This window comes from Companilactobacillus farciminis KCTC 3681 = DSM 20184 (assembly GCF_002706745.1).
Classification (GTDB): domain Bacteria; phylum Bacillota; class Bacilli; order Lactobacillales; family Lactobacillaceae; genus Companilactobacillus; species Companilactobacillus farciminis.
The window spans coordinates 2,460,721-2,485,952 of record NZ_CP017702.1 but is presented as its reverse complement, the minus strand read 5'-3'; the positions used below and the strand labels follow the sequence as shown (position 1 = coordinate 2,485,952).

Sequence of the window (25,232 nt, the reverse complement as noted above, 5' to 3'; positions counted from 1 at the left end):
ATGACAGAAGATAAGACAAAAAAAGACCTAGTCATGGATGCCTTGGAAAAGGTGATCGATCCTGAATTAGGAATTGATATTGTTAATTTGGGTTTGATTTATGAAGTCGAAATTGAAAACGAGACTGATGCCGTTATAACGATGACTTTGACCACAATGGGCTGTCCCCTCAGTGACATGTTGCATGATACGATTACTGAAGCCGTCAAGTCGGTCGAAGGAATCAAGAATTGTGAAATTGAATTAGTCTGGTATCCAATTTGGGATATTTCTAAAATGAGTCGTTATGCACGAGTGGCATTGGGAATTCCTGAAGGATTTGGTGCCTGAAAAACAATTCGAAAAATAGAATATTTATCTTATTTTGAAATAGATTTCTTATTTTATGGTTTACTTGTTGGAAGAATTTGGACGTGAGACAATTCAGTTAAAAGTGCTATAGGAGGAGATTTATGATTGATGCAATGATCTTTGATTTTAACGGTACGATGATTTTCGACGGCTTGATTCAAAAACGAGCTTGGGGAAAATTCTTAGAAGTCGAATTTAATAGAGAATTGACTAGTCAAGACTATCAACTCCACATTGCTGGAATCAATAATCGCAATACTTTCGAGTATTATTTAGATAGAAGTATTTCAGACACTGAATTGGCTCAATTATCGGATAAAAAAGAGAACATTTATCGAGAAATTTGTCTGAATACTCCGGATGAGTTCCAATTGGTACCAGGATTAGCCGACTTCTTGGACTGGTGTAAGAATAATAACATCAAGCTGAACATCGCAACGGCTTCGGAATATTCCAACGTGGTATTTTTCTTCGATCAATTGCAGTTAGGACGTTGGTTCGACTTAGATGAGGTAGCTTTCAATGATGGTCAAATCAAGGGTAAACCGGCACCGGATATCTTCTTGAAAGCTATCGAAAATGTTGGCGGCAAAGCTAATAATAGTGCCATTTTTGAAGATTCAGTTTCTGGTATTCAAGCTGCCAACACGGCTCGAGCGAGCAAAGTAGTCTTAGTTGAAGATCCAAAATTGGAAAAGGTAAATTTGTCCGAGAATTTACGAATAGATAAATTAATTCAAAGTTATTCTGATATTAATAAGTTCTTCCAAGAATAATCAAAATAAAATTAGTAAAGAAAATTTACAATTATCAAAAAGAAAACACAAATCATAATTGGTTTGTGTTTTTTTATTAAGAATATATTAGAAATTGTCGGTTACATAATGAAATTCTTATATCAATATAAAATATTTCAATTCATGAGTAATAATTAAATTGTTGTTAGATTAATATTTATAGCAACTAAATTTAAATAATGCTTTTTTTTATTGCTAGAAAAATCCGGATATATTACATTAGCTTTACCTTATTGGAATATTAAGGGAAATTACTTTTCGGAGGGAAAAATTATGAAGTTATTTAAATCATTAATTGTATCTGGGTTATTATTTTCTAGTATTTTGGGAAGTGTGAATGTTGGTAGTATTACTGCTATGGCAATGACAGCAGGAGTTAATACTGATGCTCTGGAAGAAATACCATCGACTGAAGTAACAGCGAAGCCTGGATCAGTAATTAATGGAAATCAAAAAGAAGTAAATGTTACTTATTTGGATAAAGATGGAAATAAAATTTCAGGAGAGAATCTAAAAACAACTATTCCACTTATTGATAATAAAAAACCAATAACTGTTAAAAATTTAAATCTACCTGCAGGATTCAAATTTAAAAAATTAGAATTTAAAAAAGAAGGAATTTTCGTTATTTTACAAGCAATTTCAAAAGCTGATGTTAGCATTTTATTTGTAAATGACAAAGGGGCTTTGATTAATAGCGGGACAGTCTTAAATGATAGAGATGTTCTGGCTCCCATATCATCAAGTGATATTGTGAGTTTTCCAAAAGGATATGAAGTGACTCCAAATCAAAGTGCAATGATTACAATTGTTAAAGACGACAATGGATTTAGTCACTACTCAGCAAAAATTGTATTAAAAAAAGTAGTAGCTCAACCACAAACACCATCAAAGCGTCCATCAAACGCACGTTACACAATCCAAAGAGTTCGTATCACATTCGTTGATCAAAACTCAAAAGACCTAGTTGGCTACAAGCAAGTAACAGGTAAAAACTCATTCTCAACTAAGATTGAAGCACCTAAAAACTATGCTTTTGTAAATGAAAAGAACGCTACAATCAAATTTGATAAGAGCGGAAATAAAGAAATTCTAGTATTCGTTAAATTAATGACTGCTGCACCAATCAAACATGAAGGTGTAGTTACAACAAATAGTGGCTCATACAAACGTCTATATACTCTTGAAGGTAAGATGATTACGAATCGTGCTTTGAGTACTAACTCACAATGGTACACAGACCAATATGCAATTGTAAAAGGTGAAAAAATGTACCGAGTAGCCACAAACGAATGGGTTAAAGCAAGCGACGTAAAGTAGTAACAATGCAGTAAATTTTGGCAAAATAAGCATTAAAAAAGGCGATACTATGGCAGGTATCGTCTTTTTGTTGTGGCTAAAAGTATTGCAACAAGTCACTTTCAGTTAATTTATCTTTTTCAGTTTTATCTAAATCGAGGATGATTTCACCTTTCTTCAAAACAATCAAGCGATTACCGTATTTCATGGCATCGGATAGGTCGTGGGTGATCATCATGCAAGTCAATTCTTTTTCCAAAATAATCTTGTTAGTTAATTCCATTAAGTCCTTGCTAGTTTGAGGATCAAGGGCAGCAGTATGTTCATCCAACAGTAACAATTCTGGGCGTTGAATAATGGCCATCAAGAAACTCAAAGTCTGTCTTTGACCACCGGATAATTTCTCAGTAAAAGTATTCAAGCGATTGTCCAAAGTAGGCAAGTTGGAAATTAATTCTTGAAATTCGGGCATGTTTTCTTTTAATTTACGTAATCTTAAACGTCTAGGTAAACCACGGCGCTTGGCAAGTAACAAATTTTCGGCAACTGTCATTCGAGGGGCTGTTCCAGATTTTGGATCTTGATAAACTCGACTGATGTGGCGACTTCTTTTGGCTAAGTTTTCACTAGTGATATCGTCACCGTTGAGAAGAATTTGACCAGAAGTTAATTTGTTTGTTCCAGTAATGGCATCTAGTAAGGTTGATTTACCGGCACCGTTAGTTCCTAAAACGACTAAGAAATCTTTGGGATTGATAGTTAAGTTGATGTTGTTGAGAATATTGAGATTATCGTCGTCATTATAAATAGTTTTGACGGCATGTTTAATTTCTAGTAATGGTTTCATTTAGTTTTAACCCCATTTCTCATAGTTTTTAGGAATTGTGCGCGAATCGTTGGTAGTGCTAGACATAGTGCCAAGATGATAGCTGAGATCAACTTCAAATCGTTGGTATTGAAGCCTAGTTGTAGGACAATCATCAAGATCAAACGGTAAACGATACTACCAATTACGATGGTAATTAAACGAATGCTTAGTGGAACGTCGGGATAAATTACTTCACCGATGATAATGGCAGAAAGACCGATAACGATGACACCGATACCCATGTTGACGTCCGCAAAACCATTTTGTTGAGCAATCAAGCCACCAGTGATAGCGACGATTCCGTTAGAAACCATCAAACCGATGAATTTCATAACAGTTGTGTTGATACCAAGGGATGCGGCCATTGTTTCGTTGTCACCAGTTGCGATGACGGCTTGACCTTTTTCAGTGTTTAAGAAAATGATCAATAAGAAGATGATAATGGCGATGATGATGATACCTAAGATGATACCGTTGAAATTAGTAGGTAATTTATCTAAACCAAATTGATTAAAGATATTAGTAGATTTAGTTAATGACATGTTAGCTTTACCCAAAATTCTCAAATTAATGGAATAAAGTGCTGTCATTGTTAAGATACCAGCTAATAGGATAGGGACGTTCAATTTAGCATATAGAAAAGCTGTTGCGAAACCAGCTAAACATCCGAAGATAAAGGCAATTAAGAGTGAATATAGCGTTGAATGACCACTTTGAATTAGACTGACGGCTGTTACAGCACCCAATGGGAAACTTCCTTCAACGGTCATATCAGGAAAGTCGAGGATTCTGAAAGTGATGAACAATCCGATAGCCATGATGGACCAGATGAAACCTTGACTGATAGTAGAGACGATTAGATTCATTTGATTATTTGTCCTTTCTTTTGAGCTTGTTTGATAAGTGAGTCAGAGAATTGAATATTGAGTTTCTTAGCCATCTTTTCGTTGAGCATCAAGTGGCCTTTCTTCATGAAAGTAACAGGTGTTGTCGCAGGATCTTCTTTGTGTTCGAGAATTCTGACAACATGTTTACCAGTTTCTTCACCTAGTTCGTATTGGCTCAAACCAACTGTTGCTAGTCCACCATCTTTAACCATGGTTGTAGCGGCTGGGAAAACGGCGATGTTTTGTTTAGTTGCGATAGAAGATAGTAGTTTCATACCAGAAGCAACGGTATTGTCAGTTGGAACGTAGATTGTTTGAACACTTTCTGCCAAAGCAGTTCCGACTTGTTGGATATCGTTGACGGAATTGATACTGGAAACTTTAACATTGAAACCTTGTTTCTTAGCGAGCTTTTGCATTTTCTTCATTTGACTAGTTGCGGATGCGTCGCTGGATGTATAAATAATACCGATAGTTTTGAGATTGGGAATAACTTGTTTCATTAATTGAAGTTGAGCTTCAAGTGGCGCTTGATCAGAAACACCAGTGATATTCTTGCCTGGTTTATTATTGTTACTGATGATACCGGCACCTTCTGGATCAGTGACAGCCCCCATGACGATAGGAATCTTTGAAGTGGCATTCTTGAGTGATTGAACTGATGGAGTAGCGATACCAACAGCTACATCGACGTTATCTTGAACAAATTGTTTACTGATAGTCCGTAGATTACTTTGATCATTTTGGGCATTTTGGAATTCGATTTTGACATTCTTGCCATCAATATAACCATTTTTCTTCAAAGTATCGTTGATTCCCTTGTTGATTTGGTCCAAAGCTGGATGCGACATCAATTGTAAGATACCAACTTTAGGGATGGCATTTTGTTTCTGTGTATCAGCTCTCCCCGTGTAAAAATATGCAAAAATCAAGAACATTGCTAGTGCTATAAGTGTTACGTAAAGTCTTCTCGTATGTTTCATCGTAAAATCTCCCCCGAATAAAAAAGACAACCCCAGAATTTTGTGGGATTGTCTTTAAAAATAAAATACCCACATGGCTAAATTGTTAAAAACTTATCCATGCGGGCTTAAAATTTCATAGTTTAATAGGCCGACACGGATTCAATCCACTTCAGACTGAATCCATCTCGGACCAATCTGAATTATCGGCTTTGCCAACGAACGTTTACGATGTTTAGAGAGTTAAATGATTTCATAATATTTTCTCCTAACAAATTTGATGTCTCAAATATATTTCAATAATCGTATATTGTCAACCACAAATTAATAATAAGAAAATTATTAACATTTTTCTGAAAAAACATATAATGTAGACATCAGCAGAAATGCGAGGAATTTTTATGAAAAAAAATATACGAATGCTCTTATTGGTTGGACTGTTAGTCATTCTGGCAACGGTCTTTACTCATTTCGACAGCTTCTTGTACGAAAATCCAGTTATGAAAGTTCAAGAAGTAGAAGTCTTGCATAAGAGTACCTCGACGGATCAATATAAAAATAGCGACACTCAGGTTACACAACGTGTCAGTGGAATTTTATTGAATCGTAAGCATGAAAAAGTAACTTTTAGAAATACGTATTACAAGTCACAGTTGATCGATACGAAATATACGAAGGGTCAACAAGTGATCTTGACTAAATCAGGAAAAAATTATACTCCGCAAAATATTAAACGTGATACTAGTATTGTCTTTACCGTTGGGTTAGTGGTTTTCTTACTGTTTTATATGAAATTTGACCGCAAACGGTTATTCATCAGTGTTTTGATCAATGCTGTAATTTACTATGGATTTATTCAAATTATTATAAAAACACACGATAGTATTTTATTGCCATTAACCGTTATAACGGCTTTGCTGATATCCGCAACGGCGTTATTAGTTATTTTAGGACCGAGTTATCAAGCTTTGATGGCATACTCAAGTACCGTCTTATCAACGACAGTAGCGATTTTGTTGAGCATTTTTGTTTTAGGATTGTCCAATTACAGTGGAATCCATCTGGAGTTTACGGATTTTGAATTGCAACCGTACTTAGGCGTCTTTTTGTCACAAGTTATCTTCAGTGTCTTAGGTGTTATTTTGGATGAAACGATGGATATTTCGTCGTCATTGATTGAAATGAAAAAAGAAGTCGAAGATATTGCTGAAAGTAAGTTGTTTAAATCCGGTATCAATATCGGTAAGGAATTAATTGGACCATTGATCAATATCTTGTTGTTTATCGTTATTGCCGAAGACTTGAATGTGGTCTTACTGTACTTGAGTAATGGCAACCCGGTAGGTTATACGTTGAATATGACCTTGAGTTTAGGAATTACTCAATTGTTGATCAGTGCGATTGGCATTGTTTTGACCGTACCAGTGACGAGCTTTATTGCTAGTCGAATAATTACAAGGAAGGTGAAATAATGTTGTATCTATTTTTGACCTTCGTTGTTTTGTTATTGATCGTTATGGGAACACGAGGTTTGACTTTATTATTTGGATTAGGCATCAATGTGATTTCAGTGTTGGCATTGTTGATACTGATTGCGGATGGTTTCAATATCTTGATCACGACTGGAATCATCGCCATGGTAATTTTAGTTGTAGCGATTTATATGAACGTTGATAATACTAAGACTGCTAGCACAGCTTTTAAGACCTCACTATTGATAATGGTAGTGATCTTATTAATTACCGTACCTTTGGAATTTTGGGCCAATGCTCAAGGTCTAGCAGCGGAAAATCAGGATGAATTGGAATCCTTCTCGTTAGCAGCCGGAATATCGTATCCACAACTGGCCATTTCTATTATTGTAATTAACAGTTTGGGAGTTATCTCAGAAACTAGTGTTGCTATTACGAGTGGTTTGAATGAAATCGTCGAAAATAAACCTACTTTGACGCCAACAGAAATTTTTAACGATGGTTTTTCTGTAGGTAATAAGATTTTGAACACGCAAACTAATACGCTTTTGTTCAACTTCTTCTCATCGACATTCCCATTGTTCTTTGTGATTCACTCACTAGGATATGGTGTCGGTGAAATCGTGAATGATAAGTTGGTGGTGGCAGAGGTGTTGACTACTTTGATCTGTACGATTGGCGTTATTTTAACGGTGCCGATTACTTCTTATTTAGTTTATCGAGGATCGAAAAAAGTTACCGCTAACTAAAATTCTGTAACCGTTGTCAATTTTTAAATTTGCTCTTAGAATGAAGTTAATGTTCTAAGAGGGGGAATTCGAAAATGGCAAAAAGTGATTGGTGGAAGAAATCAGTCGTTTATCAAGTTTATCCAAGAAGTTATCAAGATAGTAATAATGATGGTATTGGTGATTTACCAGGTTTGACTAGTCGTTTAGCTTATATCAAGGATTTAGGCGCTGATGTTATTTGGCTGAACCCAATTTATAAGTCACCTGATAAAGATAATGGTTATGATATTAGCGATTATCGCAGTATTCAACCAGAATATGGAACGATGGATGATTTTGACCAGATGCTTCAAAGAGCACACAGCCTAGGTTTAAAAATCATGATGGATCTAGTCGTAAATCATACTTCTGATCAAAATAAATGGTTCCAAGAGAGCAAAAAATCAAAAGATAATCCATATCGTGACTACTATGTATGGCGTGATCCAGTAGATGGTCATGAACCTAATAATTGGGGTTCTTATTTCAATGGTTCAACTTGGAAATTCGATGAAACGACTGGGCAGTATTACTTACACCTATTCGCTGAAGGACAACCAGATTTGAATTGGGAAAATCCTAAAGTTCGTGATGAAGTTTGGAGTATTATGCGCTTTTGGCTTGATAAAGGCGTCGATGGTTTTAGAATGGACGTTATCAATTTAATTTCCAAACCACAAGGACTACCTGATGGTCAAAAAGCTCCCGATGAAAAATACGCTGATGTTGGTAAAGTAGTTGCCGATGGACCACGTTTGAATGAATTCTTGCAAGAAATGAATCAAAAGGTTTTATCAAAATATGACGTTATGACGGTTGGTGAAATGCCTGATTCAACGCCTGAAGATGCTATTAAATACACCGGCTTAGATTCACATGAATTGAATATGGTCTTTCAATTTGACCACGTAACTTTGTCAGGAAATCCGGATAAACGTTTAGGCAAATGGTATGACAAGCCAATTAAATTAGTTGAGTTGAAGAAGTCATTGAGTACTTGGGAAAATGAACTCGATGGCAAAGGCTGGAATAGTTTGTATTGGAACAATCATGATCAACCAAGAGCGGTTTCTAGATTTGGAAATGATGATCCTAAGTACCGTGATAAAGCTGCCAAAATGTTGGGAACTACTTTGCACATGATGCAAGGAACTCCTTACGTTTATGAAGGTGAAGAATTAGGCATGACCAATGTTCATTATTCGAAACTTTCACAGTTTGAAGATTTGGAATCTTTGAATGCTTATCATGAATTCGTAGACGATGAGAAGATTGTTGATAAAGATTCAATGTTGAAATATTTGTCCTATAAATCCAGAGATAACGCTAGAACACCAATGCAATGGGATAAAACTAAAAATGCTGGCTTTACTAGTGGGAAACCTTGGTTTGAGTTGAATCCTAATTACCAAGCAATCAACGCTAGAGACCAAATTGAAGATAGTAATTCAGTCTTTAGTTACTATAAAAAGTTGATTGAGTTACGTCACAAGAGCGATTTGATTGTTTATGGTGATTACGAGTTGTTGGACCCAGAAGATGAGGAAGTATTTGCTTATAAACGTCGCTATAACGGTGAGACTTTGTTAGTTATCAGCAACTTCACGGCTAAAGAACTTACGCGAGACTACGGTCAAAAGGATGGTCAGTTGTTGATCGGCAATTACGATGATGATAAGAATATGAACTTGAGACCTTATGAATCGAAAGTATATTTATTTAGATAAAACTTTCTATAAACACGTTAACGAGTTACCAGTGACTTTTGGTAGCTTGTTTTTTTAGTTGTTAAAAAATAAATATTTTGATTGAATGATTACAAAGAGTACGATTTATATTTGATGTGAGTTATAATGATTCTAATGCAAGTAAATATTTGTTATAACAAATGTTAGAGACAACATCGGAGGCAGATAAATGAAAGAGACGCCCAAATATGTGATTGTGGCGAATCGTTTAAGACAACAAATACTGGAAAAAGAATACAAAATAAATGAGCAATTACCGCAAGAAACTGCAATTGCTAAAACTTTGAATGTTAGTCGAATTACGGTTAGAAAAGCACTAGATATATTAGTTAATGAAGGTTTAATCTATAGAATTCAAGGATCAGGTACCTTTGTAAAAGATAACCATCCTGGAGAAAGAAACGAAGTAAGACGTTCGGTAGAAATTTTTGATTTTAATAAGTATCAAGTAAGGCTGATAAATTTTGGCGTTAGTAAGCCCAGTCCAGTGGTAATGAATCAAATGAATATTAATCAATTTGATTTAACCTATGAAGTAGAACGTTTGATTATGGATGGAGATAGAATAATTGCTCTGCAGAATATTTTTATGCCAGTCAAGATTATTCAAGGTATGCAAATGAACTCTTTAATGGGATCAATTTATGATTTTATTGAAAAAGATTTGGGTTTCACAATTGATAGCGCAATTAGAACGATTTCTTCGGAAATATCTAATGAGGAAACTTCTGGATTGTTGGATTTACCAAAACCAGAGCCATTATTAACAGTTGAACAACGTTCATTTTTAGATAATGGTCAAATTTTTGAGTATGCGTATACTTATATTCGGTCGTCACAGTTTTCAATACACGAAGCAATTTGATATTAAAAAAGATGAGAAGCACAAATTCATTTATAGATGGATTTGTGTTTTTTTGTCTTTGATGTCAATATAGGACAACTTATAAACGTTGTTAGAGTAGCTATACGTCAGATATATGCTCAATTAGAGATAATTTGTTATAACAATTGTCACATTAGTATTGACTTCAAATGTATATGCATTTATACTGAAAGCGTTAACAAACGAAGGGGGTTTCATCATGAAACAATTAAAGATCGCTATTTTCTGTAGTGGAGGTTTTTCCACAAGTTTGATTGGTTCAAAAATGCAAAAAGTTTATGACGCTGAAGGTAAGGACGTTAAGGTTGATGCTTATGATTTCGGTATGGTAGATGAAGTTGGGGACGATGTTGATGTCATTTTACTTGCCCCACAAATTGCCTGGGCTTTTGACCAAACTGTTGAAGGACATCCTAATACCAAAGTTATTCAGTTGACGATGCAAGAATTTGGAAGCATGGACGGCGAAGTTCTTGTAAACGCATTGAAAGAGAAGGGAATAGATTAAGATGGGAAAGAGTAGTGGAATGCAAAAATTCCAAGCTAATTTTACTAGAATTGCTGGTAAAATCGCTGCGAACAAATTACTTTTAACATTACGTGATTCCTTTATCATTGTTGCCGCAACATCAATGATTGCTGGTTTCGCGATTATGATTCAAAATGTTTTTGTTGATCCTACCAATGGTTTGATTTTTGGTAAACAAGGTCTTGGACTTGGCCGATTGATTGCTGGATCTTGGGCTGCTTGGAGTACAACCGGATTATTTAAAGGATTGACTACCGTTGGTAATTTAATCGGACTTGTTTCAAATGGTTCATTGAATACCTTCGCGGTATTATTAGTAGTTATTTTTTCACATACATTTTCACGCAAATATTTCCCAAAGAGTAAGGAACATATGACTTCAGTTCTATATGCTCTAGGTGCATTTTTCATTTGTATGCCATGGAAATTTCAATATACACCAGACGGTGCTAAGAAACCTATTGATGTTTTAAATTACATTGATACAACATTTTTCGGTACTAAAGGTGTCTTCGCAGCTTTACTAATTAGTGGTTTTGCTGTTTGGATTTACAATAAGATTCTTGAAAAGAACATTACCATTAAAATGCCAGATTCAGTTCCACCTGCAGTTGCACGTAGTTTTGAATCATTGATTCCTGGTGTTGTTACAATGGGTGTTTTCATTATCTTAACTGGTTTAAGTACTACATTTACTGGCGAGACAATGCCCGAATTGCTATTAACAGCGTTACAAAAACCAGCTCTTGCTATTTCTGGTACAGGTTTGTTTGCTTTCGTATCACAAACAACATGGAGTTTGCTTCAATGGTTTGGTATTCACCCAACATCAATTTGGGGACCAATCTTTGGTTTAACATGGAACATTAACGATACACAAAATATGCTAGGTCAAGCCCAACACATTTATTCAACATTATTCATGAACTTTTCAACAGTTGCCGCTGGTTCATGTTCTGTATCACCTGTTCTAGCTTTGATCCTATTTTCAAAGAGAGCAGCTGCTAAGAAAGTTTCTAAGATTTCCTTGATGCCAGCTATCTTCAACATTTCAGAGCCAGTAACTTTCGGTTTACCTATTATCTTGAATCCTTTGTATTTCATTCCTTGGTTAGTTGCTCAACCATTAGCATTTTACATTGGATTATTCTTTACGAAGGTCGGATTCATAGGACCTATTGTTAATAACGTTCCTTGGACAGTGCCAGCATTACTATCTGGACTTCTTTATACGGGTTCAATCAAGGGATTAATTGTCCAAGCAGTTATCGTTGTAGTAACAACAGCAATCTATTACCCATTCGTTAAGATGGATAACAAGTTGAATCCTGATATTGCTAAAGAAGCTGCCATGGATCAAGCTCATAAAGAATCAGAAAAAGAATTAAAGACTAGTCAAGCATAAGAGGTGTGAGATTTGGATGAAAAACAATTACAACGTGCAATGAATTTAATTTCTATTGCCGGAACAGCTAAATCAATGTGTATCAATGCAATGAACCAAGCAAAAAAAGGTGATGTTGCTAGTGCACGAGAAACATTGAAAGAAGCTAAGAAAACTCTTCATGAGGCCCACAATGTTCAAACTAAATGGATGACCGATGAAATGAATGGTGAAAAAGTTGAAAAATCAATTATGCTGATTCACTCACAGGACCATTTTATTTCAGCCGATATCATGATGACAGTTGCAGAAAAAGTAATTAATCTTCATGATGAAGTTTTGCAATTAAAAAAGGAACAGGTAAATGAGTAGTTTACGATTAGACGGAATCTATACTGATAAAATGGTTATTCCGGCCAATAAAAACTTTCATATTAGTGGGCATGCTATACCAAAATCTGAAGTATGCGTGGAAGTTTTGAATCATGTCTATCGAACAGTTGCTGATGATATGGGTACTTGGAAAGTAAGAATTGTTTTAGAAGATAAAATAACTTGTGATATAAAAATCACGAATTTGGCTGAAACAATTACTCTTCATGATGTAAAAAGTGGAAAAGTTATTTTATTGACTGGACAATCGAATATTGAATTTAAATTTAGGGATGATTCAGAATATCAATCTCAAATTGATGACTTAAATTTGAATAACACTTATTTTTATAACGTTCCGCAAGTTGAATACCAAAGTGACGAACTAACACTTCCTAAAGATTTGAAGACCTCGACATGGCAAATCGCTAATAAAGAAACTTTGTGGGAAATGTCTGACATAGGTTATTGGATAGCAAAAAAAATGCATGAATTAAATCCTAAGGAAACTATTGGTATTATTGATTGCTATAAAGGTGGAACGTCGATTTCTTCCTGGGTTCCCGAGTCAGTTTTGACAAGTAGTCAAGAATTGATTAATCGTTTTATTAAACCATTTGAGAAAGCAACTACTAATAAAACGCAAGAAGATTATGATCAAGAATTTGCTGAATACAATGCTCTAGTTGAAAAACATAATGTTGATTTAGCCAAATTTCAAAAAGAAAATCCTGATGTTTCTTTAAGTGATGCTAAAGATAAAGTAGGACATACTCCTTGGCCACCACCAATGACGCCAACATCATACTTACGTCCAAGTGGATTATTCCATACGATGATTGAACAAGTGAAAAATTATTCCTTTAATAAAGTTGTTTGGTATCAGGGTGAGAATGATGCTGATAATCCTGAAGTTTATGGAATTATGTTGCGCGGTTTGATACTAAGTTGGCGTGAACTATTTCAAGATTTTTCAATACCATTTCTAGTTGTTCAATTGCCTGGATATTTTGATGAACCCGAAAATGCTTGGCCAAAAATCCGTCAACATCAATTAGAAGCGTCACAAAGAATCAATGATGTGCATTTAGTTTCAATTGCTGATACAGGTGAAAAACACAATATTCATCCGACACATAAACGAATTGCAGGCACACGGATTGGTGAAATTCTTTCTGATCAAAGTTATAGCTCTACTCCAATCGTTTATCGTCAACAAATTTTGAATGACAAGTTGGTTTTATCTGTTTCATCAGTTAGTACGTTAGTTCAAAAAGATGACGCATATTTTCTAGTAAAGCAAAATAACCAATGGAAAAAACGTGAAATTAGGACAGTTGGTAAGGTAATAGTGCTTGATGATTGTCACGGCATTGAAAAAATTCGTTATGCTTATGACAATTATCCAACTTGTACATTGTTCAATGAATTGGGTGCACCAGTGGCACCGTTTGAAATGGAGATTGAGAAAAATGAGTAATTTGGGTTTAATCGATATCGGTGGTACATCTATAAAACTAGCTGTTATGCAGGATCAAAAATTGAAGAAATTACCTTCAATTCCAACTCCCAAAACCTTAGAAGAATTTTATTCTGAATTATCTAAAAGCGTTGCCTTCATGAAGTCAGAATATCAGATTCACGGTGTGGGAATTAGTTCCCCAGGAGCTGTTAATAAGAAAACTGGTGTAGTAGAAGGAGCTTCAGCCATTCCTTATATTCATAATTTTGAGATCCAGCAAGCCTTGTCTGATAAATTTGGATTGCCAGTTAGTATGGAAAATGATGCTAATTGTGCTGCGTTGGCAGAATTAAATTCTGGTGCGGGTAAAGATGTTTCTAGTCTGTTATTTTTAATTATCGGTACTGGAGTCGGTGGATCAATTATTATCAATCATCAAATTTGGCATGGGGCACATTTATTTGGTGGAGAATTTGGATTCACATTAGTTGATGATAAAAGTACGCTTAGCAATTTAGCCACTTCAGTTGGCGTAGCTAAAAGATATAATGAAAATTCTCAGCCAAAGACCAATTATTCTGGCAAAGAAGTCTTTGATTTAGCAGATAAAGGTGATGCTCAAGCTCAAAAAGAAGTTCAAACAATGTATTATTCACTTGCTAAAGGAATTTATAATTTGCAGTATAGTTTCGATCCTGAACTTATCGTTTTAGGTGGTGCCGTTTCCAATAATCCACACCTGATTCCAGAAGTTAATAAAGAAATTGAAAAGATTCGAAAAGTCGTTAAAATTGCTTCCATCAAACCTAAATTGGTTCCTTGTCAATATACTGATGAAGCCAATTTACGTGGAGCATACGTCGATTTTTATCAAACTTATCCAGAGGAGAAATAAGAATGTTAACATTTCCAAAAGATTTTGCCTGGGGCGCTGCTACATCAGGACCGCAATCAGAAGGAAATTTCCATAAGCCAAATCAAAACGTTTTTGATTACTGGTTTGAGAAAAGTCCTGACGATTTCTATGATGGAGTTGGCCCAGATACGGCATCTAACTTTTATAATGATTACAAAAAAGATATACCATTGATGGCAAAAGCTGGAATCAAAGCATTGAGAACTTCAATCCAGTGGAGCCGTTTGATTAAAAATCTTGATACGGGAGAAGTAGATGAAGCTGGAGTTCAATTTTATAATAATGTGATTGATTGTTTGATTGAAAATGGCATTGAACCTTACATCAATCTATTCCACTTTGATTTGCCAGTTAAGCTATATCAAGAATACGGCGGCTGGGAATCAAAACATGTGACAGATCTATTTGCTGCATATGCTGAAAAGTGTTTTGAATTATTTGGTGATAGAGTTAAAAACTGGTTTACTTTTAATGAGCCAAAAGTCATTTTAGATGGTGAATACTTATATCAATTTCATTATCCGTTGCTAGTAGATGGTCCTGCTGCAGTGCAAGTTGCTTATAATCTAAACTTAGCTTCGGCTAAAGCAATTGAGAAGTTTAAGATTTGGAAAGAAAATAATAATTCTGATGCTCAAATTGGTACTATTTTGAATTTGACACCAGCTTATCCAGCAACGAATGATCCCGAAGATGTTAAGGCAGCACATTTTGCTACTATGTGGGATGATAATATGTTTTTGGACCCCGCGGTTTTAGGACATTTTCCAGATGAATTGGTCAAAATTTTAGATGATGCCGGTGTGCTTTGGGAAAGTACGCCAGAAGAATTGAAATTAATTGAAGATAATACAGTTGATGTTTTAGGCGTTAACTTCTATCATCCAGAGCGTGTCCAAAGACCAAGTGTTTCACCAAAGAGCTTGCAAGATTGGATGCCAGATATTTATTTCGATAACTATGAGATGCCTGGTCGTGTTATGAACGTTGATAAAGGTTGGGAAATTTATCCAGAAACCTTGTATGATATTTCCATTAATCTACGTGATAATTACGGCAACATTCCCTGGTTTGTTTCAGAAAATGGTATGGGTGTCTCTAGAGAAGAGCGCTTCATAGAAGATGGTGTTGTTCAAGATGATTATCGAATCAAATTTATTCAAGATCATTTAGTACAACTTCATAAAGGAATTGAAGCTGGTTCTAATTGTCATGGATACTTCATTTGGACAGCAATTGATTGTTGGTCATGGAAAAATGCTTATCGCAATCGATACGGATTGATTCGTGATGATATTCATACGCAAACTAAGACTTTGAAAAAATCTGGTCATTGGTATGCTGAATTGAGTAATAATAATGGCTTTGAAGTCTAAAAAAAGAAGCTGCAGTTTTGATATTTAAGTTCTTTCTTAAGTTAAGCTGTAGGGCAATAAAAAGTTTGAGTTGAATCCATTAAGAGTTACCAGAAATGCTAAGGAATTCTTTTTGAATGAATTGACTACTCTACTTCGATCATATAAAATTCGGTTTTGTTAGTTTAAGCTTTTTGTTATTCTCTTTGACAAAGTCAGAACTAATATTTAGAGATGTCGCACAGAGTTCACTAGTGTGACATCTTTTTTTACGCCATCACAAAGTTCGGATATAAATGTATTTTCATGTTTTTTTAAATAAATTCATTGTTCCTTGTGATTCACTCACTAGGATATGGTGTTGGTGAAATCGTGAATGATAAGCTAGTAGTGGCAGAGGTGTTGACTACTTTAATCTGTACAATTGGCGTTATTTTAACGGTACCGATTACTTCTTATTTAGTTTATCGAGGATCGAAAAAAGTCATATAATTAAATCTATAAATCACGAATAATAAACCAATTTCAGATACTACGAGGGTATTTTGAAATTGGTTTATTTATTGTCTATGAAATAAATTTCAAAAAATGAAAAAAATTCAAAATAATGAAATGCTTCCCTGAATATCCAAATTGTATTGCACCGATTCGGAAACGATGCCATAATGCAGTTGTCAATTGATGAAAGCGCTTTTAATTGGTTTGTCATTTATATAAATATTTGGAGGGTATCTCATGGTTAACGCAAAAGATGATAGAAAATTTTCCGTTTTGATTGCTGGTGGTGGTAGTACATATACACCTGGTATTGTTTTGACATTATTAAATGGTTTAGACAAATTTCCACTCAGAAAATTAAAGTTTTATGACAATGATGGTGAGAGACAAAAGAAAATTGCTGATGCAACAGCTATTTTAATTAAAGAAAGAGCTCCAGAAATTGAATTTGAAGCAACAACAGATCCTAAGGAAGCATTTACTGATGTTGACTTCGTAATGGCACAAATTCGTGTTGGTAAATATGCAATGCGTAGTCTAGATGAAAAGATTCCATTGAAGCATGGTGTAGTTGGACAAGAAACAACTGGACCCGGTGGTATCGCATATGGACTTCGTTCAATCCCTGGTGTTATTGAATTAGTAGATTACATGGAAAAGTATTCACCAAATGCTTGGATGTTGAACTATTCAAACCCAGCTGCAATTGTTGCTGAAGCTACACATCGTTTGAGACCAAATTCAAAGATTATCAATATTTGTGATATGCCTATTGATATCATGGACAGAATGGCAGCCATTGTAGGATTGAAAGATCGTAACGATTTGGTATTTAGATATTATGGACTTAACCACTTCGGTTGGTGGACAGAAATTACAGATAAACAAGGTAATGACTTGATGCCACAATTGAAAGAATATGTTTCAAAGAACGGCTACTGGGTCGGCGGCGACTACGATAAAGGTACCGAAGCTAGTTGGGAAAGTACATTTAAGAAGGCAGCGGATGTTTATAAGCTAGATCCAACAACATTGCCTAATACATACTTGAAGTATTACATGTATCCATCATGGGTTGTAAAGCACTCAGATCCTAACTACACAAGAACTGATGAAGTTGAAGCACATCGTCAAAAATTAGTATTCGGTGAATGCAAGCGTATCGTTGATAACGGAACTGCTAAAGATACTGATTTCAAGCCTGATGAACACTCAACATATATTGTTGATTTGTGTACAGCTATTGCTTATAACACTCATCAAAGAATGTTGGCAATTATTCCTAATGAAGGAGCAATTTCAAATATTGATCCAACAGCTACAGTTGAAGTTCCTTGCCTATTTGGTTCAAATGGACCTGAACGTCTATCAATGGGCAAAGCTGCTACATATCAAAAAGGTATGATTACAGAACAAAATAGTGTTGAAAAACTTGCAGTTGATGCTTGGGTAGAACATTCATATACAAAATTATGGCAAGCATTTAGTCTATGCAAGATCGTACCAGATGCAGGTATCGCAAAAGATATTCTAGATGAAATGATTGTTGCAAATAAGGACTTCTGGCCAGAACTTAAATAATACATTTGAGCATGGTTAACTATTTGAAAGGCTATTCAATATCAAAAAAGAATATGCCTTTCTTTTTTTAAACAAATAAAGAAATGAGATGAATTATTATGATGCAGAAATTGCAAAAATTCGGTGCTGCAATGTTTGTCCCTGTTTTGCTCTTCTCATTTGCAGGTTTGGTTGTAGCCTTTGGTTCTTTATTCACAAATGCAGAAATTTTTCATAATTTAGCCCAACCCAATACCACTTGGTACGGTATTTGGTACACGATTCAAGAAGGTGGTTGGACAATCTTTAGACAAGTTCCACTACTATTCGTTGTAGGTTTGCCTATTGGATTGGCAAAGAAATCTCAAGGACGTGCTGCCCTTGAATCGTTAGTTACATATTTGACGTTTAATTACTTTATTGGCGGTATGTTAAGCCAATGGGGACCATTCTTTGGTGTTAGGAATTATGCTAAGCCTATTCTTGCTAATTCCACAAATGGTGGTTTAACAGAAATTGCTGGTATCAAAACATTGGATACTAGTATTGTCGGTGCTTTAGTTGTTGCTGGTATCGTCGTATGGCTACACAATAAGTATTTCGATAAAAAATTACCTGATTGGTTAGGTACTTTCCAAGGATCTGCATATGTTGTTATTTTAGGTTTTGCTAGTATGTTTGTTCTAGCTTTTGTAACTTGTTTAGTATGGCCAAAAATTCAATTAGGTATTTCTGGATTACAAGGGTTCATGAAAAACTCTGGCGTTATAGGTGTTTGGATATATTGTTTCTTACAACGTGTTCTTATTCCTACTGGTTTGCATCACTTTATTTACATTCCGTTCCAATATGGTCCAGCCGCTGTTGCTGGTGGTTTGCAACCATACTGGTTGAAACATCTAGCAGATTTTGCTGGAAGCACACAAGCTTTGAAGACTTTAGCTCCATCAATGGGATTTGAATTGTTTGGTAATGAAAAGGTCTTTGGTATTCCTGCTATTTGTTATGCTTTCTACGTTACTGCTAAGAAGAGTCGTAAGAAACAAACAGCTGCTCTATTGATTCCAGCCGGATTAACATCTATCGCAGCTGGTATTACAGAGCCAGTTGAATTTACATTCTTGTTTGCTGCTCCAGTATTATGGTTTGTACACTCATTCCTAGCAGCTACAATGGATGCTACAATGTACGCCTTTGGTATTGTTGGTCAATTTGATGGTGGATTAATTCAATTCGCAAGTATGAACTGGATTCCACTATGGGCAAATCATTGGCATACATGGATTACTCAAATTGTAATTGGACTTATTTTTGCACTAATTTACTTTGTAGTATTTAAAGTTCTTATCGAAAAATTTGATTTTGCTACACCTGGACGTGAAGCTGAAGGTGAAGATACAAAATTAATTAATAAGAAAGAATACAAATCTAAGAAGGCAAATGGATCAAAATCATCTAATCCTTATATTGAACGTGCTCAAGCATATCTAGAAGGTTTGGGTGGTTCAGGAAATGTTGATGAAATGACAAGTTGTGCCACTAGATTACGTGTCACAGTTAAAGATCCCGAAAAAGTTGAAGCAGATGGTTTCTTTAAGGCTAATAAAGCTGTTGGTGTTGTAAGACATGGTAAAGCCATTCAAGTTATTGTAGGTTTGGACGTTGCTCAAGTACTTGAAAATATGCAAGATTTATCATCAGGTCCTGTAAATGATCGTGCAACGAAAGCGGTTGAACTAACACCAATCCAACAAAATGCTTTATTGCTTTTAGATTCATTGGGAACAGTTGAAAATGTTGAAAACATCGAAACTAATGATGGAAAGATTGTTGTTACTGTTGTCGATCCAACAGAGGTCGATTCTAAAGATGTATTTAGTGATTTAGGATTAGATGTTAATGATGTAAGTGTAGAAAATAAAAAAGCTACTATCGATATGAAGAATCATGAACTTTATGCTCATACGATGTCATCAATGCTTTAATACTTAAAAAAACTTAAAAACACTTATAAATTTTGAATGTTATGAAAAAAGCCTTCATAATTGAGTATGTAACAAAATTACATAATTAAAGGAGAGGGATACTTTGAAATTAGATTCATATATTTATAAGCACTTTGATGATTTAAATCAAAATGACAAGCTAGTTATTAGCTTCATATTAAATAATAGCAAAGACGTTATTAATATGAACATAAACGAAGTTGCTCAGAAATGCTTGGTTTCTCCATCTGCAGTTTTTAGATTGACTAGGAAAATAGGCCTCTCAGGGTTTAATCAACTAAAATTTATTTTGGCTGAGGATCAGGATTTTGTTCAGACTAAAGCAACAACAGATTTTGTTGGAGATACAAAAAATGCGATGGAATATACGATTCATCAATTTGAAACAACTCAAATGAGTGGATTGTATGAAAAAATTGATAGAGCACCTAGTATTTATGTTTATTCAACAGGCTGGGTTCAAGAAATAATTGCTAATCAACTTCAAAGAAATTTCTTTTTAGTAGGTAAAAATATTTATGCGTTACCTTCAGCAGGCAGTGAATTAGATAAAGTTTCTCATCGTGTTAAAAATGGAGATCTTTTGATAATTGTTTCATATAGCGGTGAAGATAAAGAGCTCATAAAAACGGTAAAAGGAATATCTTTAAGAGGTATATCCACAATTGCCTTTACACCCTTCAATCAAAATAAATTAGCTGCCGCGTGTGAATATAGCTTGAATTACAATACAATTAGTTTTCCAATGCCTGATAGAGAAGGCGATGAAGTTTTCTTCACAGGTGTCTATGTTTTAAATGATTTACTAGTGATGGGATACTCAAATTACGTTATAAATAAATAGGAGGAAGAACAATGATGGCTAGAACTGGCAATAAGATAATGGATAAAATAACTGGTTTTTTGAGATATGATTTGAAAAAATCATTGAATATGTATATAGCCGTTTTGATGGTTGTTCCAGTTATCTTCTTTATATACATGTTATTTGCTTTAAACCTTGCACAAATGAACTTAAGAGGATTTTTTGATAAAAGTCCAATAACTGCTGTGATGTTCATTGTTTGTTTGGTAGATCTAGTCGTTGCTTATATTCTATTTTTTGAAAAGGAAAGATTATTAAATAATCGTATTAATGTGATTTGGGTGTTTACAGCGTTAACAATTGCTCAGTTGGCAGTTGGTAATCTAGTATCTCTAGTTTTAGGGATAATTGTTCTATATCTTTCAAAAGATATAAAATCCGATAATAATAAATTGCATAAGAATTTTATATATTTATTGTTAGGATGTGTACCATTGTATAGTGTTAGTGCATTGATCTTAATAAATATTGGAATTCATTAGAAAGATAGGATGGTGAAAGAAATGTTCGGATTTGGTAAAAAAAAGGAAAAAGTCGTTTCAGTAGCTGATGGAGAATTGATACCAATTACTAAAGTAAACGATGATGTTTTTTCTGAAAAAATGATGGGTGATGGATTTGCTGTCATACCTGCAGATAATAAAGTTTATTCACCAGTGAGTGGGACTGTTTCTACTGTCTTCCCAACGGGTCATGCAATTGGCATTACTACAGATAAAGGTTTAGAAGTTTTGGTACACATGGGATTGGATACTGTAGAATTAAATGGTGAACCTTTTGTTGGAAAAGTAAAACAAGGTCAGAAGATTGACAAAGGTGATCTTTTATCCTTTATGGATATTGATTCTGTGAAGGACTCTGGAAGGGATAGTGTGATTGTCATTGTTTATACGAATATGGATGTGACACGTGAAGTTCCAGAGATAAGTGATCAATCGACTACGCATGGTGATGAAGTTGGAGAAATTCATTATAATTAATAAAAAAACGGTATCATTAATTTGTTAGTATAAAATGACTGCACTGTTTTAACCATAATTGAAAGGAGTTCTCAAAATGGCAAAAAGTGATTGGTGGAAGAAATCAGTAGTTTATCAAGTTTATCCAAGAAGTTATCAAGACAGCAATGGTGATGGGATCGGTGATTTACCAGGATTAACAAGTCGTCTATCTTATATAAAAGATTTAGGGGCAGATGTTATTTGGTTGAATCCAATCTATAAATCACCCGATAAAGATAATGGATACGATATAAGCGATTATCGGAGTATACAACCGGAATATGGAACTATGGATGATTTTGACGAGATGCTGAATAGAGCACATGTTCTAGGTTTGAAAATAATGATGGATTTAGTTGTCAATCATACATCTGATCAAAATAAATGGTTCCAGGAAAGTAAAAAATCAAAAGATAATCCTTATAGAGACTATTATGTATGGCGAGATCCAGTGAACGGACATGCACCTAATAATTGGGGCTCATATTTTAATGGACCAGCTTGGAAATTTGATGAAACTACTGGACAGTATTACCTACATCTTTTTGCAGATGGTCAACCTGACCTAAATTGGGAGAATCCTAAAGTACGTGATGAAGTTTGGGATGTTATGCGTTTTTGGTTAGATAAAGGTGTCGATGGATTTAGAATGGATGTTATCAATCTTATTTCTAAACCTGCTGGATTACCAGATGGACCTAGAGAACCTGATGAGCGTTATGCCAATGTCGCTAAAGTAGTAGCTGATGGTCCAAGATTAAATGAATTCTTAAAAGAAATGAATGAAAAGGTACTGTCAAAATATGATGTAATGACTGTTGGTGAAATGCCCGGATCAACACCTGAAGATGCAATAAAATATACAGGACTCGATTCTAATGAATTAAATATGGTTTTCCAATTTGATCATGTCGATTTGTCGTCCAATCCTGATGAACGTCTAACAAAGTGGAATGATGAGCCAGTAAAATTGGTTGAATTGAAAAAATCATTAAGCAAATGGGAAACTGCTTTAGATGGTAAAGGTTGGAATAGTCTTTATTGGAACAATCACGACCAGCCTAGAACTGTTTCTAGATTTGCAACAGATGATCCTAAATATCGTGTACGAGCTGCTAAGATGTTGGGAACAACGTTGCATATGATGCAGGGGACACCATATGTCTATGAAGGTGAAGAAATCGGAATGACTAACGTTCACTACAAAGAACTTTCACAATATGAGGACGTCGAGTCATTGAATGCTTATAAAGAATTTGTTGAGGATGAAAAAATTGTCGACAAAGATACCATGCTTAAGTATATGTCTAAAATGTCGCGGGATAATGCTAGAACTCCTATGCAATGGGATGAAAGTAAGAACGCTGGATTTACAAGTGGCAAACCTTGGTTTGAGCTAAATCCTAATTATGACAAGATTAATGCTAGAGATAGTTTAGAAGATGAAGATTCAATCTTTTATTATTATAAGAAATTGATTGAATTGCGTCATAGTAGTGACTTAATTGTTTATGGTAATTATGAGCTCCTTGATTCTGATGATAATGAGGTGTTTGCATATAAACGTCATTATAATGGTGAAACATTGTTAGTTATAAGTAATTTCACTAGTGAAGATTTGTCACGGGATTATGGTCAAAATGATGGTGAGTTGTTAATTAGTAATTATAAAGATGACAAAGATACTGAATTGAGAGCTTATGAAAGTAAAGTTTACTTGTTTAAGTAATGTTGTCGACGAAAAGATCATGCCATGATACTGGTATGGTCTTTTTGTTTAATCATAAAGTAAAGGGTGATTCATTATGCGTGCATTATATGATTCTAAATCCAGAACTATGTTCGACCATGGAATACGTTATTTGTTTACTGATGAAGCTAAGTATCGTTCATGGATTTATGTTGAAAAGACGTTATCAGAGGCACAAGCTGAAGTTGGTTTTATTCCGAAAAAAGCAGCTGAAGAAATTAATCAAAAAGCAAAATATGAAAATTTGAATTTTAAAGAGATGGAACGAATATATGATCGTGTAGGACATGGCTTTGTTCCATTTGCTAAAGTACTATCTAAAGAGTGTGGAGCTTCAGGAAAATATATTCACTATGGTGTGACGACTCAAAATATTCAGCAAACTAGTGAGTTATTAATTTTAAAAGAAGTTAACAAACGATTTATGATAATAATATCTGAAATATTGAATAATTTATCTAAATTAGCATTGAATAATCAAGATACAGTTATGGCAGGTAGAACACACGGGAGACATGCGATACCTATTACGTATGGTTTTAAAGTTGCTGGATGGATTCAAAATTTTTTGACTGATGTAGAAAGAATCGAGGAACTAGAACCTCGAGTTTTTCAATCTATGATGGGTGGTGCGATAGGTGCGTACAACTCGATGGGGGAATATGGACCCAAAGTAAATGAATTAGTAGCTCAAAAGCTAAACATGAAGCCTATGATGATACCGATGAGAAATATGTCTTCAAATAAAATTGAGTATATGAATGCACTTTGTTTATTGGCAACATCATGCGATCGCATTGCGCAGGAGGTTTATGCTACATCTATTGAAGAATTTGGTGAGGTTTCAGAACCTTACTTTAAAGGAACAATTGGAAGTAGTACGATGCCACAAAAAATTAACCCTAAATTATCTAAAGGAATTATTGCTAATTCTCAAAAACTCTATTCCGTACCAACCTCAGGGTACTTTTCATCGACGAGACCCTTTGAAGCAGATAGTTCTTCAAATATGCTTTTTGATGGATTGCTTGAAGAATCAGCAGAACTTATTACTGAAATCTTGTTAAGAACTGAAGAGTTAACAAGAGGATTACATGTACATAAGGATAAAATGAAGGAAAATGCCAATATAAATAAAGGTATAGATAATAGTGAGTATGTAATGATGAAAGTTGCCCAAAATATAGGTAAAGACGAAGCTCATTCATTGATTTATAAGTTAGCAATGGAAGCTGAGCAAAACGATGATGGTTATGAAAAAATCCTTCTATCAAATAAATATCTTAATAGTAATTTTACTGATGATGAATTGGAAAAAATGCTGCGACCTGAAAAATATATAGGATTATCTAAAGAATTTGCAGTTGAATTTTCAGAAAGGGCTAAGAAATGTGCTAGTCAATTAAGCGTAGAATATAATAATAGATTAGATTTTTAAGAATTAGAATGTTTAGTTAAAACAAATGCTCTATCCTTATATTAAAAAATATATAG

Annotated in this window: 24 protein-coding genes; 21 read left to right on the top strand and 3 right to left on the bottom strand. The window is 34.6% G+C overall.

All coding sequences use genetic code 11. The features are described 5' to 3' along the window. The 3 genes from LF20184_RS12295 (at position 1) to LF20184_RS12285 (ending at position 2,468) form a co-directional block, all read left to right on the top strand. Positions 1–330, top strand: coding sequence for a metal-sulfur cluster assembly factor (locus LF20184_RS12295; protein WP_010018045.1), 330 nt, complete (start codon positions 1–3; stop codon positions 328–330). Between the two features lie 122 nt (positions 331–452). Beyond that, a complete protein-coding gene (locus tag LF20184_RS12290) occupies positions 453–1,127 on the top strand; it encodes an HAD family hydrolase (RefSeq protein ID WP_010018046.1) in 675 nt (224 codons plus the stop codon). A gap of 294 nt (positions 1,128–1,421) precedes the next feature. Then, complete coding sequence (locus LF20184_RS12285; protein ID WP_010018048.1) at positions 1,422–2,468, top strand: hypothetical protein; 1,047 nt, start codon at positions 1,422–1,424, stop codon at positions 2,466–2,468. A 76-nt stretch (positions 2,469–2,544) separates the two neighbouring features. On the opposite strand, the gene LF20184_RS12280 is transcribed toward LF20184_RS12285, so the two are convergent. The 3 genes from LF20184_RS12280 to trpX are packed head-to-tail and all read right to left on the bottom strand — an operon-like array spanning position 2,545 to position 5,185. Next, on the bottom strand, positions 2,545–3,294 hold the full coding sequence (locus tag LF20184_RS12280) for an ABC transporter ATP-binding protein (protein ID WP_010018049.1): 750 nt from the start codon (positions 3,292–3,294) through the stop codon (positions 2,545–2,547). Beyond that, on the bottom strand, positions 3,291–4,181 hold the full coding sequence (locus tag LF20184_RS12275) for an ABC transporter permease (protein ID WP_010018050.1): 891 nt from the start codon (positions 4,179–4,181) through the stop codon (positions 3,291–3,293). Before LF20184_RS12275 ends, LF20184_RS12280 begins: the two co-directional genes overlap by 4 nt. Next, positions 4,178–5,185 (bottom strand): tryptophan ABC transporter substrate-binding protein, encoded by a 1,008-nt coding sequence (trpX, locus tag LF20184_RS12270; RefSeq protein ID WP_010018051.1) that lies wholly within the window; start codon positions 5,183–5,185, stop codon positions 4,178–4,180. The genes LF20184_RS12275 and trpX overlap by 4 nt, the downstream gene beginning before the upstream one ends. Before the next feature lie 380 nt (positions 5,186–5,565). Between trpX and LF20184_RS12265 the strand changes: the two genes are divergently transcribed. The 18 genes from LF20184_RS12265 (at position 5,566) to LF20184_RS12180 (ending at position 25,176) form a co-directional block, all read left to right on the top strand. Continuing rightward, entirely contained in the window at positions 5,566–6,636 is a 1,071-nt protein-coding gene (locus LF20184_RS12265; RefSeq protein WP_010018052.1) for a YibE/F family protein, read from the top strand. Further along, the gene (locus tag LF20184_RS12260) at positions 6,636–7,385 is read left to right on the top strand and encodes a YibE/F family protein (RefSeq protein ID WP_010018053.1); all 750 of its coding nucleotides are present in this window, start codon (positions 6,636–6,638) and stop codon (positions 7,383–7,385) included. The genes LF20184_RS12265 and LF20184_RS12260 overlap by 1 nt, the downstream gene beginning before the upstream one ends. A 74-nt stretch (positions 7,386–7,459) precedes the next feature. Further along, on the top strand, positions 7,460–9,133 hold the full coding sequence (locus LF20184_RS12255) for a glycoside hydrolase family 13 protein (protein WP_010018054.1): 1,674 nt from the start codon (positions 7,460–7,462) through the stop codon (positions 9,131–9,133). Between the two features lie 190 nt (positions 9,134–9,323). Beyond that, positions 9,324–10,019, top strand: coding sequence for a GntR family transcriptional regulator (locus LF20184_RS12250; RefSeq protein ID WP_010018056.1), 696 nt, complete (start codon positions 9,324–9,326; stop codon positions 10,017–10,019). Positions 10,020–10,239: 220 nt separating this feature from the next. Further along, on the top strand, positions 10,240–10,548 hold the full coding sequence (locus LF20184_RS12245) for a PTS sugar transporter subunit IIB (protein ID WP_010018058.1): 309 nt from the start codon (positions 10,240–10,242) through the stop codon (positions 10,546–10,548). 1 nt (position 10,549) lies between these two features. Beyond that, complete coding sequence (locus tag LF20184_RS12240; RefSeq protein WP_010018059.1) at positions 10,550–11,974, top strand: PTS sugar transporter subunit IIC; 1,425 nt, start codon at positions 10,550–10,552, stop codon at positions 11,972–11,974. 12 nt (positions 11,975–11,986) lie between these two features. Further along, entirely contained in the window at positions 11,987–12,325 is a 339-nt protein-coding gene (locus LF20184_RS12235) for a PTS sugar transporter subunit IIA (protein WP_010018060.1), read from the top strand. Further along, positions 12,318–13,805: a sialate O-acetylesterase gene (locus tag LF20184_RS12230; RefSeq protein ID WP_010018061.1), complete on the top strand. Its 1,488-nt coding sequence runs from the start codon at positions 12,318–12,320 to the stop codon at positions 13,803–13,805. The genes LF20184_RS12235 and LF20184_RS12230 overlap by 8 nt, the downstream gene beginning before the upstream one ends. Further along, positions 13,798–14,682 (top strand): ROK family protein, encoded by an 885-nt coding sequence (locus LF20184_RS12225; protein ID WP_010018062.1) that lies wholly within the window; start codon positions 13,798–13,800, stop codon positions 14,680–14,682. The genes LF20184_RS12230 and LF20184_RS12225 overlap by 8 nt, the downstream gene beginning before the upstream one ends. 2 nt (positions 14,683–14,684) lie before the next feature. Continuing rightward, a complete protein-coding gene (locus LF20184_RS12220) occupies positions 14,685–16,079 on the top strand; it encodes a glycoside hydrolase family 1 protein (RefSeq protein WP_010018063.1) in 1,395 nt (464 codons plus the stop codon). Positions 16,080–16,394: 315 nt separating this feature from the next. Then, positions 16,395–16,550, top strand: a complete 156-nt coding sequence (locus LF20184_RS12215) for a YibE/F family protein (protein WP_257790315.1) — start codon at positions 16,395–16,397, stop codon at positions 16,548–16,550. A gap of 243 nt (positions 16,551–16,793) precedes the next feature. Beyond that, the gene (locus tag LF20184_RS12210; protein ID WP_010018064.1) at positions 16,794–18,137 is read left to right on the top strand and encodes a 6-phospho-alpha-glucosidase; all 1,344 of its coding nucleotides are present in this window, start codon (positions 16,794–16,796) and stop codon (positions 18,135–18,137) included. A 98-nt stretch (positions 18,138–18,235) separates the two neighbouring features. Next, entirely contained in the window at positions 18,236–20,101 is a 1,866-nt protein-coding gene (locus tag LF20184_RS12205; RefSeq protein WP_010018065.1) for an alpha-glucoside-specific PTS transporter subunit IIBC, read from the top strand. 103 nt (positions 20,102–20,204) lie between these two features. Then, on the top strand, positions 20,205–20,966 hold the full coding sequence (locus LF20184_RS12200) for a MurR/RpiR family transcriptional regulator (protein WP_010018067.1): 762 nt from the start codon (positions 20,205–20,207) through the stop codon (positions 20,964–20,966). A gap of 11 nt (positions 20,967–20,977) precedes the next feature. Next, a complete protein-coding gene (locus LF20184_RS12195; protein ID WP_010018068.1) occupies positions 20,978–21,469 on the top strand; it encodes a hypothetical protein in 492 nt (163 codons plus the stop codon). 21 nt (positions 21,470–21,490) lie between these two features. Further along, on the top strand, positions 21,491–21,967 hold the full coding sequence (locus LF20184_RS12190) for a PTS sugar transporter subunit IIA (protein ID WP_056945251.1): 477 nt from the start codon (positions 21,491–21,493) through the stop codon (positions 21,965–21,967). 76 nt (positions 21,968–22,043) lie between these two features. Continuing rightward, entirely contained in the window at positions 22,044–23,717 is a 1,674-nt protein-coding gene (locus tag LF20184_RS12185; protein ID WP_010018070.1) for a glycoside hydrolase family 13 protein, read from the top strand. A 76-nt stretch (positions 23,718–23,793) separates the two neighbouring features. Beyond that, on the top strand, positions 23,794–25,176 hold the full coding sequence (locus LF20184_RS12180) for a class-II fumarase/aspartase family protein (RefSeq protein ID WP_010018071.1): 1,383 nt from the start codon (positions 23,794–23,796) through the stop codon (positions 25,174–25,176). The last annotated feature ends 56 nt before the right edge of the window (positions 25,177–25,232 follow it).